A 15,801-nucleotide genomic window follows, 5' to 3' on the forward strand; every position below is an offset into this window, starting at 1 on the left:
CCTGGTCAGGTGTCCTCCTCTACTTCTCTGATCTCGGCCAGGTCCGCCCCGGTCAGGTGGCGGACGCGGGTAACCCTCACTTCGTCCCGAGGGATCACCCGTTGAGCGAGGTCTGGCTCGAGAAGGACCAATGCCTGAGTGAGCATGAGTTCTGTCCGCACCTCGTACTCCTCCGGAGCCTCCACGAGCGCGCGTGCGTGTGTTGGGTAAAAGGTCTTGAGAGTCGAGAAGAACCGATCACGCCACTCGTCGCTCAGTGGGTTGCATCCGGTTGGTACGTGTAGCAAGGCATGAATGGGAGTCAGCCAGCGCCACTCAGCGCGTTGTGCGCGGGTGACGTCTTCGGCTGCTCTGTAGTAGCTGACGTCATGGCTCAGCGGGCGCTCGAGCTCGTCCGGCAGCAGCCGTTCCATCTGCAAGGCCCGTCGGATGCCGTAGTAGCGCGCGCGGAGATAGTCGACGTCCGGTAGACGTTCGTTGCGTGCTCGAACGTAGGCACGGGCCACGCGGGCCAAGGAGGTGGCGTCGAGATCTGCACTGATCTGCGTCATGAGTGTCCTAAGTGGTTGTGTCTCGGTGGGCAACTTGGATTGTCAGCCCGTTGCGCGGAGGAATGCGCCCGCGTCTTCCAGTCCCGAGGGAGACGCCGGCAAGAAATCTGTGAGCGCCTCCGACCGGAAGACGTACGCCGCCCACTGGCCGCGAGAGATGGCCACATTCAGTCTGTTGCGATTGAGGAGGAACTCCATGCCCCGCGGCACGTCCTCGGCGCTGGATGCTGTCATCGAAACGATGACAACAGGCGCTTCTTGGCCTTGAAACTTGTCAACCGTCCCGACGCGGGTCTCGGCGAAGCCCGCCCGGTCGAGCTCTCGCCGAAGAAGGGCACCTTGGGCGTTGTACGGCGCGACCACCAGGACGTCGGCAGGTGTCATGGGTCGCGGGGGCCCGCGGTCGAGTTTGATATCGACCCCGCGCATCCAGCCGAACTGGCACATGGCCGAGCTGGTGAGATCGGACGGGCTGAGGACGAATGTCCCGTCGTCCCCGGAGATCATGACCATCAGAGCTCACCGTCCTGTGGGGCCCAACGTGCGACCTCGCCGGGGCTCATCTCAGCGGCGGCTCGGAGCGCATCGGTGATGTCCTTCGCCCCCGGCGCAGACATCAAGGCGTCGGTCATGTGAGCCACATGGCCGTTCACGTGCGGAGTCCACCGTGCTGCCTGACGGACTTGCTCGACCGGCACCACGACACCCCGAACGACGGTGTAGTCGTGCTCAGCGAACTGAACCATGGCTGCGAGATCGAAACCCCAGGTGCGGAACGGTGACATCTGCCGCTGGCCGGCGAGGATCTTCGTGGAGACAACACGGGCCTTCACCTGCACCAGGGTTCCGTCTTCCGTCACGAGGTCGAACGACTTTTCAGAGTTGTCTGCGAGGCGTCCGCCCAATGCACGCTGAACCAGCCATTCGGCGTAGTCGCCTGCTGGCGCGTTATTGGTTCGAGTGATCTCGCGCCGGCGGAGCTCGCGAAGAATGATCGAGTACTGCTCGAATAGCTCGGCGGTGCTCCATGTGCTTACGGCGGTAATGGCTAGTTCTCCTGAGTATGTGACGGGTAGTAACAGTAGAGCCGGACCGGCCCTGTTATTGGGTGAACGCGGTGGACTTGACGACTCTGACAATGTCCCGGAGCGGGAGTTGGACGCTCATGTACAGTCCCCGGGCTCAACCAAGTCGAGCAAGCTGACGAGAGCACGGACGATCGGCTCGAGCGCGGGCTCGACGAGCTTCGAGGTCACGTCCATGTAGAGGTCGCGGTGCACCCCGACCCTGAGTGCGTTGACACGCTCGTCGCCGCGGCGCTGGCCGAGCGGCATGAAGCAGCCGGCGAATGGTGAGTCGAGGCTCGCCTCGAACTGTCCGAAGGCCTTCCGGGCGTCCAGCACGAGCCAGTCGGGCGAGTGGATGGTGTCCGTGCCGAGGCGGACCTCGGGACGCGGACGGTCGTGCAGCTCGTACGGCTGGGGCACGAGCGGATACGAGTGGAGGTCGATCAGCGTCACGCCGCCGGTGGCCGACAGGCGCTCGGCCACGAGGTTGCTCATGGCGTTCGCGTAGGGGGCAAGCCATCGGACGACGAGCCCCGAGATCTCGTCGTCCGACGGGTCGCGCAGGACGAAGCCGTCCGACGTGCGGGTGCGGACCGCAGCCACCCCTGCCGCGTTCAGTTCCTCGTGCTCGTCCGGGAAATGTCCCGGGTCGACGACCAGGCGGGAGAGCCGGTTGACGAACAACCAGGGCCGCACCGGCGCGTGCGCCGCGACGTGCTCGGCAATGACACCGGTGAAGGCGTCCGTCACCGCGTCGAGCTCGCGCTCGAGTGCGGCGTCGTCCAGGTAGATGCCTGCCCTCACGTCGGCCGGGATCGTCCGTGACGCGTGGGGGACGTGGATGACCACCCGGGAGCGCGGGTCGCCGGGAACGATCTCAAACATCGGTGCTCCTTTCTGCTCGGCGAGCGGATCAGCCGGCGTTGGGGCGCCGGCGGTCACGGCCGCGCATGTTGAACGCGGCGTCGGTGAGCATCGCCTTGCTCACGTACGACATCCCCGTGGGGCTCGAGTCGACCTCGAGCCGCCGGAGGGCGTCCTCGATGACGGCGCGGTCCTTCTCGAACTCAGGACGGCGATGGGCCGGGACGTCCGCCCAGTGCCGGCGGACGGTGCGCAGGGCGCGCTCGTACCGGCGACGGGCGGCGTCGATGTCGCCGACCTGCAGCGCGTCGGTCGCGCGGCGCTTGAGTCGCTGGACACCCTGGAACAGCACCTCGGCCGTGACCTCGCGATCGACCTTGGCGGGCTTCGCATCGCCGTCGACGACGTGCGCCCACACGGTCTGCGAGACCGAGTAGTCCTCGAGGTCGTCCGCCAGCACGTACGTCAGGCGGACCGTCGCGACCTTGCGACGTCCGGGCTTGGGCGCCTGCTTCGGGTCGAACTGCAGCACGACGCTGCGAGTCTGATCGGCGGTGAACGCGCCGAGGGCGATCTGCACGCCGTCGTTGTGGGCAGCGACGTTGAGGTCACCCAGGACCGACGCGCGCTGGACGCCGTTGCCCGGGACCACCGTCAGGCGAACCGACAGGAACCGCTGCGCGAGCAGCTCCCCGCACTCCGCAGCGATGGCCTCGCCGGCAGTGCCCGCCTCGTCGGCGAAGTAGTTGTTGCCGGCTCCGGCCATCGAGACTGCCTCGAGCAGGAGCTCGTCGTAGCCGAGGCCCATCCCCAGCACCGACGTGCTGATGCGCTGGTCGAGGAACTGGCCGGTACGTCGTCCGATCACGGCAGGATCCGTGACGCCTCTGTTGGCGTGCCCGTCGCTCACGAGCAGGATGCGTACGCCGTCGTGCGACTCGAGGCGCTGCGCTTCCTTCAGCCCCCGGACGAGCCCTGCGGCGAGGTCGGTCGACCCCCCGGGGCGTACCGAGCGGATCATCGCCTTGATCAGGGAGCGGTCGGAGACGGGCCCGACAGGCACGACGACGTCTACCGTGTCGTCGAACGTGACAAGACCGAACGTGTCGGTCGGCGCGAGGCGGTCGACGACATCGCACAGGGCCTGCTTCGCCTGCTCGATCGGGGGACCCGCCATGGATCCGCTGCGATCGAGCACGACCACCAGCTGGGTGGGGACGGCACGGGTGCTGTCGGGCATCGGCGGCGCGGTGACCTCCACGAGCATCGAGGCCCGGTCTGCGGAGGTGAGGCTCGGGGTCAGCCAGGTGAAGCGATCCCGATCGAGTCGAGTGGTGAGTTCCATTCTCGGCTCCTTTCGTCTAGGCTTGTGCAAGCAGCATAATGCATCGAGTAGAGATTATGCAAGGAGCATTGTCGTGAATTCTCTTCCACCCTTCGCCCGGGTGATCAAGGAGCAGCGGGACCGCAAGGGCATGTCGCGGTCGCAGCTGGCCGAAGCGGCTGAGCTCTCGTACCCCTACATCTCGCAGCTGGAGACGGGGCTGCGCAAGCCGTCCCGGAATGCCGCTCGTGCGATCGCGCAGGCGCTGGACCTCAGCGTCGAGGCGCTCGAACGGACGATCCCGGGCGACGTCAAGGACCGCTCTCAAGTGCGGGAAGCACAGCAGTTTTCAGAGCAATTGCTCTCCGGCGGCCCACCCCCCGGGGTGTCAGAGCTCCGAGTCGCGTCTGCCCCTGGTGGCGGTGGCGAGCATGCCGCGCCCGGGTCGCGCGAGGACTTGATCGGCGACATCCTCGACCTGGTCGAGGAGTTCGATCCGGGGGAGCGGCTCGACGTCCTCGCCGAGGTGCAGAAGCGGGCCATGCAGGGGATGCTCGACGCCCGCCGGTGACAAGTCTGCATCACTGAATTAGCCGGTTGCATAAAACTGTCGGTGCTCGCCCATAGCGTCAACCACGACGACGAGCGATGGGAGATGCGCGATGGGCAGCTATGAGGAGATGGTGGTCGACCGTGAGGTCGCCGGCGCCTGGCTGACGTTCCGCGTCCGTGTTGCTGACCGCCTGGCCGACATGCGCGTCCACAACGTCCTGGCTCTGGGCCTGCCCGATGCCGACGACGGATGGACGGTCGAGCTGGTCGTGACGCGGCGCGACTCGCGTTTCGAGGCGCTGTGGGAGTGGGACGACGAGCAGGACCGACCCCACGCGCGGCACGGGCGCAGCATTACGTTCGGCCCCGGCAGCATCGACGCGTACGCCCGCGTGATCTCGGATGCGCTCGAGTCTGCCGGTGCCGTCCACCCATCGTTCGTCGAGGTTCTCGCAGGCGATCTGGTCCTTGCTGACCCTGCGGAGCCCCCCGCCGCACCGGCCCCACGAACGCCCACACCGGAGTCCGTGTCGCCACTCGACCGCGCCGATCTGCAGCAGTGGGTCGAACGAGCCGTGTCCGAGCGCCTCGGCTTCGAGCCCCCGGTTCGCGACGACGGGTCGATCGGCTTGGCACGCGACGCCGGCAGGGTCGACATCCGGGTGAGCCGAAGCCGTCCGGTCGTCGAGGTGTGGGCCGTCGTCGCCCGTGACGTCGACGTCCGCAAGGCGCGAAAGCGCCTGCTGAAGCTGAATGGGCGCTTCCACTTCTTCTGCTTCTCGCTGATCGGCGACAGCCTCGTGGTGGCGACGACGGTGAACGCCGACCCCTTCTGCCCTGCACATCTCGACCGCGCCATCGACTCGACCTTCGGCTTTCTGCAGGACGAAGGAGGCCGGGTGGGCGCCAAGGTGATCCGACCGCGTCCGGGTACGCCTGTCGCTCTCGGCGTCGACGAGGACCTGCTCCTGCTCTTCGGCCTGTCCGGGGACCGGTCTGACCTGGTCATCATGGCGCGTGACCTCGCGGACGACTCGCGGAGATCGCTGCGGCGTTGGCGCGACGCTGCGATCGAGGCAGGCAAGCTGGCGAGACGCAGGACCGCCTCGACCGAGGGCGCGTTGCAGGATGCGCTCCTCCTGCAGGTCATCGCCTGGCGCAAGGTCGTCTCGGCACTGGACGACGCGATCGGTGAGATCACCGACGAGACCGGCGCTGCCGCGTGAGGGCGTCCACCCCGGCCGACCCCGAGATCTCCCTCCCTTCCGGGCAATTGCCCCACTTCAGTGACAGGATCCCTGCTATGCCCACTCCCATGCTGTGGCCCGAAGAGCCCAAGTTCGCCAGCGGTGCAGAGCAGCGCGTCTGGACCGCTCTGCGAGAGCAGCTCGGCGAGAACGATCTCCTCATCGCCAACCAGCGATTCACCGACCACACTCGCGACTACGAGCTCGACATCGCCGTGGTGTTCGAAGGGCTCGGAGTCGTCGTGCTCGAGATCAAGGGCGGAAAGGTCTGGGTCGAGGACGGCAAGTGGTTCCAAGAGCTGCCCGAGGGCGTGAGACGCCGCGATCCCGTCGAGCAGGCCATGACGGCCAAGCACGTCTTGAAGAAGTGGGTCGAGGACTCGATGGCCTGGGCCGGCAAGAGGCCGATCCTGTGGGCGCACGGCGTCGTGCTGCCGAACGTACGACTTGATCCGCAGTTCGACATGCCCGACTGCCATCGGTGGATGGTGGTGGACCGAGCCGACATGGACGACATCGTGAGCCGTCTTCGCAACATGCTGACGATGCAGGAGCGGGACGCCCGTCCGTGCGACGCGATGGACATCGTCGCGATCCACGAGGCGCTGCAGGGTAGGTTCCTGCCTCAGCGGATCTCCGCGACGTTGCCGTCCGACGCCGTGGCGGACCGGGTTGCCGACCACGACGACGTCATCGAGCGACTCAGCCTGGAGCAGTCCCGCATCCTCGACTTCATCGCGCACGTCGACCAGGTCGAGATCCGCGGGGGAGCGGGCAGCGGCAAGACGTGGCTCGCAGTGGAGCAGGCACGCCGGCTCGCGCGCGACGGCCAGCGGGTGGCGCTCATGAGCTATTCCCGCGGCCTGTCCGTCTGGATGGGGCGTCGGCTCAGCACGTTCGGCCACAAGGACCAGCCGGCGTACGTCGGCACGTTCCACGGGCTCGGCGCGGAGTGGGGCGCCACCGAGGGTGACGACAACGACTCCGACTTCTGGGAGAACCGACTTCCGCAGGAGATGCTCGGCCTCGTGCGCGAGCTCGAGTGGGGCGAGCTGTTCGACGCCATCGTCATCGACGAGGCTCAGGACTTCGCCGACTCGTGGTGGCCCGTCGTCCTGGAGGCCCTGAAGTACGAGGACAGCGGCCTCTACGTCTTCACCGACGAGGGCCAGCGCATCTTCCATCGCTTCGGGGACTCGCCGGCCGGGCTCGTGCCGCTCATCCTCGACCGCAACCTGCGCAACACCAAGCAGATCTCGCAGACGTTCTCGCCGATGGCGCCCAACCGGCTCCGGGTGAGTCAGCACGAAGGCGAGGAGGTCCGCTTCGTCGAGTGCTCTCATGAGGACGCTCTCGACCGGGCCGACGACATGGTCGACCAGCTGATCGACGAGGGCTGGCAGCCGTCCGACATCGCGGTGCTGACCACAGGCCCGCGGCACCCGGAGCAGAAGTCGCGGCAGGAGGCCGGCTGGCAGTCGTACTGGGACTCGTTCTGGGACAAGGACCAGGTCTTCTACGGACACGTCTCGGGATTCAAGGGGCTTGAACGACCCGCGGTGATCCTCGCAGTCAACGAGCAGCCGGGACGGGATCGAGCGACGGAGCGTCTGTACGTCGGACTGTCCCGCGCTCGGGACCTGTTGGTGGTCTGCGGGGACGCGGAGCACATCGAGGCACAGGGCGGACCGGCCGTCCTGAAGCGACTGAGGGGGATCAGATGAGCACGGACCCAGCTGCCGCGTGGGACGACCCCGTCTGGCGAGAGACATCGGACAACCGCTGGCAGGCAGGCCTCCGGCTTCAGCAGACGTGGTGGCGCCAGACGATCGCGGGTCAACCGGCCGGTCCGGCGACCGGCCAGCCGGGTCGGCTCGTCGGTTCGATGTTGCCGCTCGATGTCTCCCTCGACGTCAACTTGATGACGCCCGCTGCCCGCGCGGCATTTCACCGGGCCAATAGCGACTCGAAGGGGCGTCCGGGGATGATCCAAGAGGACCGCCTCCGTCGCAACGCCCTCTCGTCGCAGCCGCTGTGCTTCAACCTCTTCGGTCATCTGGCGAGTGATCCGGCGTCGATTTTGCCGTGGATCCGGGAGATAGACGATCAGGCATCCATCGTCGACGACATCAGGATCGAGTGGGCGCCGAGCACAGGTACGTTCTCCGGCTCCGCGTTCGATGCGTTCGTCGAGTACACGACCGGGACGGGAGAGCGGGGATTCGTCGGGGTGGAGTGCAAGTATCACGAAGATCTGAAAGCGACGCTGCGCAAGCCGGCCGCACAGAAGTTCCTTGAGCGCACGAGCAGTCAATGGTGGCAGCCGGATGCGGCATCCCACTTGGACAAGAACGGTCTCCGCCAGCTCTGGTTCAACCAGCTCCTCACGCAAGCGACCATCGAGATCGAGGCGTACGACCGCGCGTTCGGCGTGGTCGTCGCGTGCGACGAGGACCAGGCCGCGCGCGTTGCGACCGCCAAGGTCCAGGAGCAGCTGGTGAATCCTGCCGGACTGAGCTTCCACTCGATCCAGTCGATCGTCGAGGCCGTCGACGGCCACGACGACTGGCGTCGCACGTTCTCCGAGCGCTACACCGACTTCTCACCCATCAGTGGCCTCCTGCCCCAGAACGATCCTCGTCGGCCAGCGACCTCGAAGAGTCCTCGTGGGTGAGAGGTCGTCGTCGACACGGTGATCGCCCGAGGGGATGCCCCTCCGGTCGAGCGTGCACCCGGCGCGTACGCCAGGACCTTCCCACAAAATTCGGGGGCCACACCCCCGTGGTGGGCGCACGCGCTGGCGGCCGATCGGCGCGAGACGAGACGACGCGGACACCCGGCCAGCTACGAGCGGAACTCGTAGGTCGTGACTGCATCGCGGTCGATGCTGGTGATCAGGCTGTTGTAGAAGACTTCGGTCTGGTCCTTGAGGAGTGCGCTGTTCGACGCCAAGTACTTGGTCCGTGCCTTGCTGTCCAGGATCTTGTTGATCATCTCGACCTTGTCGATGTCTGGGGTGAACCACTCCAAGACCCCAGCGTCCTCTGTTGCGACCTTGAAGGTGGGCTTCTCGTAACCGATGAACGTGAAGTCCGGAATGGAGACGCGAAATGAGTTCTCTCCCGACTTGGTCACCTCGACCTGGGCGCCATCGATCCCGAGTTTTGCATTGAAGTTGTACTGCAGGAAGACCTGTTCAGCACTGCCAGGGATGCACTTTCCGAAGGCCTCCGCGCAGCGCTTCTCATTGGTGATGCCTTGGACACCAAGGCTGAGGAGAGAGACCTCCTGGGTGCGCTCGATCGCATGAATGACTTGGGAGTCGTGGCTCTCCGACTCGATCCCGAACGGGCTGAGCCAGCCCAGGTCTCGAGTGGTCGCGAACGCGCCAATGCCGAGCGCGAATGCTACGAACACAGACAAAAAGCGGAACGTCCCGCGAGGGGCCCGAGGCGTCATGGTTCCCCTGCTTTCTGGAAGTTCGCGGCTGTGGGAGTCCCAGGCATCGAGCCCGGAGGCAGGCTGGGGTGGCCGCGGTTCTGAAAAAATAGCCCATCAGGCGGGCGTAGGCGCGCAGAACAGCAGGCCAGAAAGTCCTCGAATGTCGGGTTTTTACGGTCTTTTGACGGTCCGGTGTCACCCACCGAGCTTCCAGGTGATCGAGCCGGTGTCCCATTCGGCCGTGCCGGCGTAGCGGTAGCCCGACGCCGTCCCGTCGTTGTTCTCCTCGTTGACAGCGATGCACTCGAACGTCCCGGTGAGAGCGGTGAGATCGTCAGTGGATCCGCCGCCCGTAGCCGTGCAGCTCGTGTACTTGATCGGACCCTCTAGGAGGTCGTCGGCGACATTCTCCTTCGCGTCCTTGGTGATCTGCTTCTCGAGTGCCTCCACCAGATCACGACGCACGTCTCGCTCGGCCTCGTCGGCCCGCTCCCGCGCGTCTGCAGCGGCGTCTCGCTCGCGGCGGTCCTGCCGCTCCGCGGCTGCCGCCGCTCGGTCGCCTGCCAGTCCGTCCTGATGTTTCTTCACGGCGATGGCCGCCGTGCCGCCCGCCACGAGAAGCACGACCAGGGCCGCGACCAGAGCAACCTTGCGAGACGGCCGGCGCGACCGGCGTACGTACGGAGTGCCGCAGCCGGGGCAGAACTCACCCGGCGACGTGTTCGCGGCGCTGCACTTGCGACAGATCCGGGTGGGTGTGGACTCTGCTTCGTTGTCAGTCATGCGCGCTCTCAGAACGAGTCGTTGATCGTGATGCGGTCGTACGACTTCGGCAGCTCGTCCGTGCTGCCGCACGAGAGCGTCGTGGTCTGACCGATGGCTACCGGCTCGGTCGTGCAGTCGGCGAGTGCGAGCACCTCGCTGCCCTTCATGAACTTGATCTCGACGAGGGCCGAGTCCTTCTTGTCGCGGTTGTTCGTGACTTTCAGCTTGGTGATGTCGACGCTGCCGAGCACGTCCTCGTCGACCTTCCAGCCGGACGAGTAGTCGAAGCCCGACACGGAGAACTTCTTGCCCTCGACGATCGTCAACGGGTTGTCGGGGCCGCCGGGCTGCTTGTCCTTGGCCACTTCCTTCTCGATCGACTTGCCGGCCTCATTCGCGGCGCTGCCGAGGAGTGCGGTGCATCCGGCGATGAAGAGGACGCACGCCGCGATGATTCCGAGCATGACGTTGCGGAACGTGTGCCTCTTCTTCGGTGGCGCGACCTGCTCAGGCGTTGCCTGCTGGGTGTGCTCGGTCCACGAGCTGCCGTCCCACCAGCGCATGGCGCCGGACGAGTCGGGGTAGAAGCCGGGCGGCGTGCTGCCGCTAGGGGGTTGAGTGTTCATGGGAGTCCCTCCGATCGGGGCAGCACTGCGCCGCCCGCCGAGTCAGCATCGACCGGCACGGAGGCGGAATCGACCGAAGTTGGCCGGTATGGCCACAGCGAGCCACTCATGTGGTCACTTCGAAGCGCCTCAGCCGGAACTGTCAGGTCCAGCGCGTAGCGTCGTCCCCACGCTCACGAGCGGCAGCGACAAGTACCTGGCTGGCTGTCCGGCAACCCCCGACGTGGTGGGTGCCCCAGGAGAAGAGCAGGTCACGGATGACCGTCCGCGACAAGCGATCGGAGGCGCAGCCTCCAGGAACGAGCACCTCATGAACGATCCGACCACCCCGTCCACCGCGGCCTGCGGACTCTTCCGTCCGGGCCATTCCGTGCACTGGATCCAGGCGCGGCTCACCCAGCAGGATCCTCGGCCGCACACCACCGTCGAAGTCCTCGGCGTCACCGGGCAGGTCATAACGCTGGGCACGCAGCACGGGACGATCAACGTCCTCAATCACGATCCGGCTCGTCTTTCAACGATCGTCGACCGGCATGGCGGAGCGCGTGTCCTGGTGGGCCATCACGTCCTGCGACTTGGTGGCGGCTTCTTGATCAGCGTCTCGGACGACATCGAGGCAGGGCTCGGCGAGTGCACCACGCTGTGATTCCACGATCCACGCACGCGTGAAACCGCAGTCGAATGACCGCCGCGGCACGTAGTCTGCCGCCATGAATGACGACGCCGCGGTCGAGGCCCTGCAGGCTTTGGTCCGGATCCCGAGCGTCAGTGATCGTGATCCTGACAAGGTCGACATCGCGGCGTTCGACGAGCTGTTGGCCGAGATGCGGCGCCGGTTCCCGCTGCTGCACGAGCGGCTCGAGCCGACCCGCATTGACACCCACGGGCTGCTGTTCCGCTGGACCGGCGCCAGCGCAGCCAGGCCGGCCGTGCTGATGGCGCACCTGGACGTCGTGCCGGTCGAGGGGGAGTGGTAGCATCCCGCGTTCGGTGGCGACATCGTCGACGGCAACATTTGGGGTCGCGGGACGCTGGACGACAAGGGCAGCCTCGTGGGCATCTGCGCGTCCGTTGAGAGGTTTCTGGCCAGAAACTTCGTCCCCGCCCAGGACGTCTGCCTGTCGTTCGGGTGCAACGAAGAGGTCTCCGGCTCTGCCGCCGTGCTGGCCGTCGAAGAGCTGAAGCGCCAGGGGGTCGAGCCGTGGTTCGTCCTCGACGAGGGCGGCGCGATCGCGAGCGAGGCGTTCCCCGGCGTTGCCGCGCCGATCGGGGTCATCGGGGTGACCGAGAAGGGCGTGACGTCGGTCGAGCTGCGGGTCGAGGGACGCGGCGGGCACGCGTCCACTCCGGCCAAGATGGGGCCGACGGCTCGCATTGCCCGCGCGATCACCCGCATCGACCGCTCGCCGATGCCCGCGAGCGTCCCGGCGCCGACGGTCGAGCTGTTCCGCCGCATGGGCTCGCACGCACCGCTGGCCCTGCGTCCGATCATGAAGAACGCCGGCCGGGCCAAGCCGCTGCTGACCCGTGCCCTGCTCGCCGCCGGCCCCGAGCCGGCCGCGATGACCCGCACGACGTTCGCGATCACGACCCTGTCCGGCGCGCCCGCGCTCAACGTCATCGCGGCCACTGCGAAGGCCGGCGTCAACATCCGCATCATGGTCGGCGACACCGTCGCCGGCGTGCTCGAGCACGTCCGCAAGACGGTCAACGATGACCAGGTCCACATCGACGTCGTCGAGCAGAACGAGCCGAGCCCCATCTCGCCGATGGACGAGGCATTCGAGCTCATCGAGTCGACGATCACCGAGCTGTTCCCCGACGCGGTGCCCTCCCCGTACGTGATGATGGCCGCCACCGACTCCCGGTTCTTCACCGCGATCTGCCCCCGGGTCTATCGCTTCGCGCCGTTCCGGATGACCAAGGCCCAGCGCGAGTCGATCCACTCGTACGACGAGCACCTGGGCGTGGACGCGTTCCTCGACGGGGTCCGCTGGTACGGACGCCTGATCGAGAGGCTGCCCGCATGACCACGAACGAACGCCGCATCACCCCGATCCAGGGACTCGGCGTCGTCGTCGGCTTCCTCGTCGCGGTCGAGATCGCCAGCGGCGTGCTGCAGGGCTACTACACGCCGATCTATCCGCAGATCGCCGAGCACCTCGACATCTCCGAGGGCGACATCAACTGGTTCGAGGCCGCTCAGCTGATCGTCTCCGCGCTGGCGATCCCGCTGCTCGCGCGCCTCGGCGATCTCATCGGGCACAAGAAGGTCCTGCTCGCTGCGACCGCGGTGACCGCCCTCGGCTCGTGGATCACCGTGGTGGCCCCGTCGTTCACGACCTTCCTCATCGGCTGGGCGCTCCAGGGTGCGTCCATCATCTGGCTGCCGCTGGAGATCGCGATCATCCATCGCCGCACGCGCGACTCGGGCCGGCAGTCGCTGCTGACCCGCCGCGGGGCCGCGGTGCTGGTCGGCGCCCTCGAGCTCGCAGTCATCATCGGGGCCCTGACCAGCGGCGCGATCGTCGACAGCCTCGACATGACCATCGTGCTCGCGGTGCCGGCGGTCGTCGTGACGATCGTGCTCGTCCTCGTCTGGTTCGGCATCGCGGACACGCCGGGGGAGTCCTCCGGCGGCATCGACTGGCGGGGTCTCGCACTCATCACGCTGGCCCTCGGGCTGGTCATGGCCGGACTCGTGCTCGTACGCCTCGACGGTGCCGACAGCGTCCGCCCCTGGCTCGTCATGGTGCTCGGCGTGCTGGTCCTGGTGCCGTTCGTACGCCACGAGCGCTCGGTCGTCGACCCGATCGTCGACGTCGACCTGCTGAGCAGCCCCCACCAGTGGCCCATCCAGCTGACGGCGTTCCTGTTCGGCATCCCCGTCCTCGGTGGACAGATCCCGCTCTCGACGTTCGCGCAGGCCGATCCGGACGTGCGGGGGTACGGGCTCGGCGCCGACTCCGGCTTCGTCTCGACGCTGATCGGCGTTTACGTCATCACGCTCGCGATCGGCGCCTTCACGCTGCCGATCACCACGCGCCGTTTCGGGGTGAGGCGGACGCTGATCCTCGCCTGCCTGTTGGTGGCCCTCGGGTACGCGCTGTGGCTGCCGTTCCACGACTCGACGCTGCAGGCCCTCATCAACATGGCGATCGCCGGCATCGGCTCGGGTGCCCTGGTGGCCTCGCTGCCGGCGGCCGCCGCCGCGGCAGCACCGCCGGAGCGCACGGGCATCGCGACCGGCATGACGAACGGCACCAAGGTCATCGGCGGTGCGATCGCGTCCTCGATCTTTGCGATCGCGCTGGCCTCCACCGGCTCGATCGACAAGTTGGGAGAGGAGTCGGCGGCACCGCTGTCGGGCTACCTGGTGGTGTGGGGCGTCTGCTCGGGAGCAGCGCTGCTCGCTGCGGTCGCGCTGATGCTGGCGCCGAAGGTCGCGTTCGTGGGTGCGGCTGCGCAGGGCTGAGGACGCGGTGCCTGGCTACAGCCTGCTGCGACAGATGGTGGCCCAGGCTTTTGACGTGGCCTCCAGCGCCCTGAACTCGTCCTCAGGGGTGTCGGGCTTCGGCACCACGTCCCTGACCGCGACGAGCCATGTCTTCAAGATGTCGGTGTCAGGGTCGCCCGGATACAGCGTCTCGAGCGACTCGACGAGGGCCAGGCCCTTGGCGCTCAAGGTCTTGACCTTCGTGGCGTCGTCGGCGGTGCCGGTGCGGTTCGAGATCTCCACCGCCCGCCGCCCAGCCTGGTCGGTGGTCGTGCAGATGCTCACCTTGAGCTCCTCCTTCGTCGGGCCGGCGGACGTGGACGCGGGGGGCTTCGGTGCAGGAGCCGCTTCTCCGCCGCAGGCCGTCAGGAGGGGGACCGAGAGCAGACAGAGAGCGACGAGACGTGAACGAGTCTGCATGTCACCATTATGGCTCCATCGGGTGTCTCAGCGGAGGTCTAGGCTTGAGCCGGGAACTCTGTGTCGGCAAGTTTTGCCTGATATTGCAGGAAAAAAGATGCCTGGAACGCTTGACCTGATGCCTGGCCTCTGATTGACTAGAACACATGTTCGAACAGTCGATACGAGCCGCAGGTGAGGCACTCGACGCCGTCCGCCTCGACTCGTACGACCGGATGTCCCCGGCCGAGCAGATCGCTGCGTGCGAGGCGCTGGCGCGGCTCGAGGCCCGGGTCAAGGCGCACCAGCTGGCGGCTGCCGGGGCCGCCGACCGGTCGAAGGCCGCCTCGACCGTGGGCGCGACGTCGACCGGGGCGATGCTGGCCGGAGCGTTCGGCGGTGACCCGATCGCGGCCGGGCGGATGGTCAAGCAGGCCAAGAAGCTCGAGGCGGTGTCCGCGACCCAGGACGCGCTGGCCAAGGGCGAGTTGAGCCTGGCCCAGGCCGAGCTCATCGCTGACAAGCTCAAGGCACTGCCGGGTGACCCGTCCCCGGCGCAGCGCGAGGGCTGCGAGACGCAACTGCTCGACGACGCCAAGAAGATGTCGCTGAAAGACCTCAGCCGCCGGGCCGACCGCATCACCGAGACGTTTGCACCCGACGACGTCGATGCCCATGAGGACGAGACGATCCGCAACCGCGAGGCCGAGGCCAGGAAGAAGTCCTACTTCTGGATGGCCGACCGCAAGGACGGCACCTACAAGGGCGAGTTCGTCATCCCCGAGGCGCAGGGCGAGATGCTCAAGAACTGCCTCGAGGCGCTCAACGCCCCGCAGGTCAAGAAGGCCGAGGACGACCCCGCGCTGGCGGTGCTGGACGACAAGCCGTCGTACGGCCAGCAGATGGCGGTTGCCTTCATGACGCTGATCGAGCACCTGCCGGCCGACCGACTGCCCGACGTGGCAGGCGTGGGGGTGACCGTCACGGTCAACATCGACCTCAAGAGCCTCATCGACGGCATCAAAGCCGGCACGCTGTCCACTGGTTGCCGCGTCTCGGCCACCGAGGTGCGCCGGATGGCATGTGAGCAGGGGCTCCTGCCTATGGTGTTCAACGGCAAGCCGCTTCCGGTCGACTGCGGACGCGAGCAGCGACTGTTCAACAGGGCGCAGCGTCGGGCCGCCGAGCGACGCGACCGCGGCTGCACCTTCCCGGGCTGCGACCGGCCGCCCGCCTGGTGCGTCGGACACCACGCCCGCAAGCGCTGGGCAGACGGAGGGGCAACCAACCTGGAGGACATCGTCCTCATCTGCGCCCACCACCACCGGGTCGTCCACACCCAGGACTGGGACATCGAGTTCGCCGCCGACGGCTATCCCGACTACATCCCACCCGCATCGCTCGATCCCCGGCGCAGGCGTCTGCGCAACGGCAGATTCCGAGCCGACGCAGCGGCGGCATGAGGATGG

Annotated in this window: 18 protein-coding genes and 1 riboswitch; of the genes, 9 read left to right on the forward strand and 9 right to left on the reverse strand. The window is 67.0% G+C overall.

Annotated elements, in window-relative coordinates:
• Positions 1-5: 5 nt before the first annotated feature.
• From GEV27_RS07615 to GEV27_RS07635, 5 genes are all read right to left on the reverse strand, one after another.
• A complete protein-coding gene (locus tag GEV27_RS07615) occupies positions 6-551 on the reverse strand; it encodes a hypothetical protein (protein WP_153933811.1) in 546 nt (181 codons plus the stop codon).
• Positions 552-593: 42 nt separating this feature from the next.
• Positions 594-1,064 (reverse strand): AAA domain-containing protein, encoded by a 471-nt coding sequence (locus GEV27_RS07620; protein ID WP_153933812.1) that lies wholly within the window; start codon positions 1,062-1,064, stop codon positions 594-596.
• The gene (locus tag GEV27_RS07625; protein WP_153933813.1) at positions 1,064-1,411 is read right to left on the reverse strand and encodes a hypothetical protein; all 348 of its coding nucleotides are present in this window, start codon (positions 1,409-1,411) and stop codon (positions 1,064-1,066) included. The genes GEV27_RS07620 and GEV27_RS07625 overlap by 1 nt, the downstream gene beginning before the upstream one ends.
• A gap of 303 nt (positions 1,412-1,714) precedes the next feature.
• Positions 1,715-2,503, reverse strand: coding sequence for an N-formylglutamate amidohydrolase (locus tag GEV27_RS07630; RefSeq protein WP_153933814.1), 789 nt, complete (start codon positions 2,501-2,503; stop codon positions 1,715-1,717).
• Between the two features lie 28 nt (positions 2,504-2,531).
• A complete protein-coding gene (locus GEV27_RS07635; protein ID WP_153933815.1) occupies positions 2,532-3,827 on the reverse strand; it encodes a VWA domain-containing protein in 1,296 nt (431 codons plus the stop codon).
• A 73-nt stretch (positions 3,828-3,900) separates the two neighbouring features.
• Between GEV27_RS07635 and GEV27_RS07640 the strand changes: the two genes are divergently transcribed.
• The 4 genes from GEV27_RS07640 (at position 3,901) to GEV27_RS07655 (ending at position 8,279) form a co-directional block, all read left to right on the forward strand.
• Positions 3,901-4,377 carry a helix-turn-helix domain-containing protein gene (locus GEV27_RS07640; RefSeq protein WP_194944150.1) on the forward strand — a complete coding sequence of 159 codons (477 nt, stop codon included), beginning with the start codon at positions 3,901-3,903 and terminating at the stop codon, positions 4,375-4,377.
• Positions 4,378-4,468: 91 nt separating this feature from the next.
• Positions 4,469-5,584 carry a hypothetical protein gene (locus tag GEV27_RS07645; protein ID WP_153933817.1) on the forward strand — a complete coding sequence of 372 codons (1,116 nt, stop codon included), beginning with the start codon at positions 4,469-4,471 and terminating at the stop codon, positions 5,582-5,584.
• Between the two features lie 77 nt (positions 5,585-5,661).
• The gene (locus tag GEV27_RS07650) at positions 5,662-7,329 is read left to right on the forward strand and encodes an NERD domain-containing protein (protein ID WP_153933818.1); all 1,668 of its coding nucleotides are present in this window, start codon (positions 5,662-5,664) and stop codon (positions 7,327-7,329) included.
• The gene (locus GEV27_RS07655; protein ID WP_375335581.1) at positions 7,326-8,279 is read left to right on the forward strand and encodes a hypothetical protein; all 954 of its coding nucleotides are present in this window, start codon (positions 7,326-7,328) and stop codon (positions 8,277-8,279) included. Before GEV27_RS07650 ends, GEV27_RS07655 begins: the two co-directional genes overlap by 4 nt.
• Positions 8,280-8,449: 170 nt before the next feature.
• Here the strand turns inward: GEV27_RS07655 and GEV27_RS07660 are convergent, their stop codons facing one another.
• From GEV27_RS07660 to GEV27_RS07670, 3 genes are all read right to left on the reverse strand, one after another.
• Positions 8,450-9,022: a hypothetical protein gene (locus GEV27_RS07660; protein ID WP_153933820.1), complete on the reverse strand. Its 573-nt coding sequence runs from the start codon at positions 9,020-9,022 to the stop codon at positions 8,450-8,452.
• Between the two features lie 219 nt (positions 9,023-9,241).
• Complete coding sequence (locus GEV27_RS07665) at positions 9,242-9,829, reverse strand: DUF2510 domain-containing protein (protein ID WP_153933821.1); 588 nt, start codon at positions 9,827-9,829, stop codon at positions 9,242-9,244.
• 8 nt (positions 9,830-9,837) lie between these two features.
• Positions 9,838-10,437 (reverse strand): DUF2510 domain-containing protein, encoded by a 600-nt coding sequence (locus GEV27_RS07670; protein WP_153933822.1) that lies wholly within the window; start codon positions 10,435-10,437, stop codon positions 9,838-9,840.
• Positions 10,438-10,608: 171 nt separating this feature from the next.
• Positions 10,609-10,720, forward strand: a riboswitch (SAM riboswitch).
• Between the two features lie 27 nt (positions 10,721-10,747).
• On the opposite strand from GEV27_RS07670, the gene GEV27_RS07675 reads away from it, so the two are divergent.
• The 4 genes from GEV27_RS07675 to GEV27_RS07685 all read left to right on the forward strand — a co-directional run bounded on the left by GEV27_RS07675 (position 10,748) and on the right by GEV27_RS07685 (position 13,912).
• Complete coding sequence (locus tag GEV27_RS07675) at positions 10,748-11,083, forward strand: hypothetical protein (RefSeq protein WP_153933823.1); 336 nt, start codon at positions 10,748-10,750, stop codon at positions 11,081-11,083.
• A 64-nt stretch (positions 11,084-11,147) separates the two neighbouring features.
• Positions 11,148-11,414, forward strand: coding sequence for a hypothetical protein (locus GEV27_RS17750; RefSeq protein ID WP_228764930.1), 267 nt, complete (start codon positions 11,148-11,150; stop codon positions 11,412-11,414).
• A gap of 21 nt (positions 11,415-11,435) precedes the next feature.
• Complete coding sequence (locus GEV27_RS07680) at positions 11,436-12,467, forward strand: M20/M25/M40 family metallo-hydrolase (RefSeq protein ID WP_375335586.1); 1,032 nt, start codon at positions 11,436-11,438, stop codon at positions 12,465-12,467.
• Entirely contained in the window at positions 12,464-13,912 is a 1,449-nt protein-coding gene (locus tag GEV27_RS07685) for an MFS transporter (RefSeq protein ID WP_153933824.1), read from the forward strand. Before GEV27_RS07680 ends, GEV27_RS07685 begins: the two co-directional genes overlap by 4 nt.
• 15 nt (positions 13,913-13,927) lie before the next feature.
• Here GEV27_RS07685 and GEV27_RS07690 read toward each other — a convergent pair whose 3' ends face one another.
• Complete coding sequence (locus tag GEV27_RS07690; RefSeq protein ID WP_153910680.1) at positions 13,928-14,353, reverse strand: hypothetical protein; 426 nt, start codon at positions 14,351-14,353, stop codon at positions 13,928-13,930.
• A 146-nt stretch (positions 14,354-14,499) separates the two neighbouring features.
• Here GEV27_RS07690 and GEV27_RS07695 point away from each other — a divergent pair, with 146 nt between their 5' ends.
• The gene (locus GEV27_RS07695) at positions 14,500-15,795 is read left to right on the forward strand and encodes an HNH endonuclease signature motif containing protein (RefSeq protein WP_153933825.1); all 1,296 of its coding nucleotides are present in this window, start codon (positions 14,500-14,502) and stop codon (positions 15,793-15,795) included.
• Positions 15,796-15,801 lie beyond the last annotated feature (6 nt).

It is taken from the genome of Aeromicrobium sp. S22 (assembly GCF_009661045.1).
In the GTDB taxonomy this organism is placed as follows: domain Bacteria; phylum Actinomycetota; class Actinomycetes; order Propionibacteriales; family Nocardioidaceae; genus Aeromicrobium; species Aeromicrobium yanjiei.

Bases quoted from the DNA above. Each gene is read 5' to 3' on its own strand.
- GEV27_RS07635 (WP_153933815.1), bottom strand. From the start codon at position 3,827: ATGGAACTCACCACTCGACTCGATCGGGATCGCTTCACCTGGCTGACC.
- GEV27_RS07675 (WP_153933823.1), top strand. From the start codon at position 10,748: ATGAACGATCCGACCACCCCGTCCACCGCGGCCTGCGGACTCTTCCGT.
- GEV27_RS07665 (WP_153933821.1), bottom strand. From the start codon at position 9,829: ATGACTGACAACGAAGCAGAGTCCACACCCACCCGGATCTGTCGCAAG.
- GEV27_RS07650 (WP_153933818.1), top strand. From the start codon at position 5,662: ATGCCCACTCCCATGCTGTGGCCCGAAGAGCCCAAGTTCGCCAGCGGT.
- GEV27_RS07685 (WP_153933824.1), top strand. From the start codon at position 12,464: ATGACCACGAACGAACGCCGCATCACCCCGATCCAGGGACTCGGCGTC.
- GEV27_RS07620 (WP_153933812.1), bottom strand. From the start codon at position 1,064: ATGGTCATGATCTCCGGGGACGACGGGACATTCGTCCTCAGCCCGTCC.
- GEV27_RS07630 (WP_153933814.1), bottom strand. From the start codon at position 2,503: ATGTTTGAGATCGTTCCCGGCGACCCGCGCTCCCGGGTGGTCATCCAC.
- GEV27_RS07615 (WP_153933811.1), bottom strand. From the start codon at position 551: ATGACGCAGATCAGTGCAGATCTCGACGCCACCTCCTTGGCCCGCGTG.
- GEV27_RS07695 (WP_153933825.1), top strand. From the start codon at position 14,500: ATGTTCGAACAGTCGATACGAGCCGCAGGTGAGGCACTCGACGCCGTC.
- GEV27_RS07690 (WP_153910680.1), bottom strand. From the start codon at position 14,353: ATGCAGACTCGTTCACGTCTCGTCGCTCTCTGTCTGCTCTCGGTCCCC.
- GEV27_RS17750 (WP_228764930.1), top strand. From the start codon at position 11,148: ATGAATGACGACGCCGCGGTCGAGGCCCTGCAGGCTTTGGTCCGGATC.
- GEV27_RS07645 (WP_153933817.1), top strand. From the start codon at position 4,469: ATGGGCAGCTATGAGGAGATGGTGGTCGACCGTGAGGTCGCCGGCGCC.
- GEV27_RS07655 (WP_375335581.1), top strand. From the start codon at position 7,326: ATGAGCACGGACCCAGCTGCCGCGTGGGACGACCCCGTCTGGCGAGAG.
- GEV27_RS07670 (WP_153933822.1), bottom strand. From the start codon at position 10,437: ATGAACACTCAACCCCCTAGCGGCAGCACGCCGCCCGGCTTCTACCCC.